This window comes from Acidovorax sp. KPB24-07, assembly GCF_057543315.1.
In genome coordinates this window covers 1-1,419 of sequence record NZ_BAAJYS010000634.1, presented here as the reverse complement: position 1 = coordinate 1,419, position 1,419 = coordinate 1, and the positions used below count along the sequence as shown (strand labels likewise).

1 protein-coding gene is annotated in these 1,419 nt (G+C 71.9%); it reads left to right on the top strand.

The window, feature by feature from the left end; genetic code table 11:
* A partial coding sequence (locus AC27IQ_RS24565; protein ID WP_487091147.1) for a diguanylate cyclase domain-containing protein occupies positions 1 to 1,419 on the top strand: 1,419 nt, incomplete at both ends.

Here is a 1,419-nt window from a genome sequence, read left to right as displayed (position 1 = left end):
GGCAACGACCTGCAGGCGCTGCTGCAGGGCATCGCCCAGGGCGAGGGGCGCACCGCCGCGGCCGAGCTGCCCGCACGCCAGCGTGCGCTGCTGGGCGCGCTGCAGACGGCGTGGGTGCAGGGCACGGCGCAGCTCGACCGCCTGCTCTACGCCCGGGTGGACGACCTCTTCGCGCGCATGTGGCTGCACCTGGGCACGGCCGTGCTGCTGCTGGGCTGCATCCTGAGCCTGGTCACGCTGGTGGCGCGGCAGATCGCCAAGCCCCTGCAGCAGCTGGCCCGTGTGGCCGACGAGGTGCGCCGCAGCGGCGACCACACCCTGCGCGCGCACTGGATCAGCCGCGACGAGATCGGCCGGCTGGTGACGGCCTTCAACGGCATGCTGGCGCAGCTCGACCGCGAGCGCGTGCTGCAGCAGGAGCTGGCCGCCAGCGCGCGCGCCGCCGAGGCCCAGCGCGAGCTGGTGGAGGCGCTGCCCATTCCGATGGTGGTCACCTCGGTGCCCGAGCACGAGGTGCTGCACGCCAACGCCCCGGCCGGCCTGTGGCTGAACGGCACCACGCTGGACCCCTGGCGCACGGGCATGGAGCCGGGCGTGCGCGCACGCTTTTTCCAGCGCCTGGCCGACCAGGGCGTGGTGGACGAGTTCGAGGTGCGCTGGAAGGGCAGCGCCGAGCCGCTGTGGGCCGTGCTGTCGGCCCGGCGCCTGCACTTCCAGGGGCGCGATGCCATGCTGACCGCCTTCACGCCCATCAACGTGCTCAAGGTGATGGAGCAGCGGCTGGAGCTGTGGGCCAAGGTGTTCGAGGCCTCGTCCGAGGGCATCATCATCATGGCGGCGGACCAGAAGATCCTGAGCGTGAACAAGGCGTTCTGCCGCAGCACGCACTACGACTTCTACGAGGTGATCGGCGAGAACCTGGGCTTCCTGCTGGAGGAGCCGGGCGAGCCGCCGCTGGGCGCGCGCATCGCCCGCACGCTGCTGGACAAGGAGTCCTGGCAGGGCGAGGTGCGGTTCCGGCGCCGCTCGGGCGAGACCTACCCGGCCTGGCTGATGGTGTCGGCGGTGCGCGAGGGCGGCAAGGGCGGCGCCGTGGCCAACCACATCGGCATCGCCATCGACATCACCGACCGCAAGCGCAACGAGGAGCGCATCCAGTTCCTGGCCCACCACGACGTGCTCACCGAGCTGCCCAACCGCTCGCTGTGCGTGCAGCGGCTGCAGGCGGCCATCGCGCATGCCGCCATCACGGGCGAGCGTGTGGCGGTGCTGTTCATCGACCTGGACCGCTTCAAGTCCATCAACGACACGCTGGGCCACCACATCGGCGACGGGCTGCTGCGCTCGGTGGCGGCGCGGCTGCTGCAGGCCGTGCGCACGCACGACACCGTGAGCCGCCTGGGCGGCGACGAGTTCGTG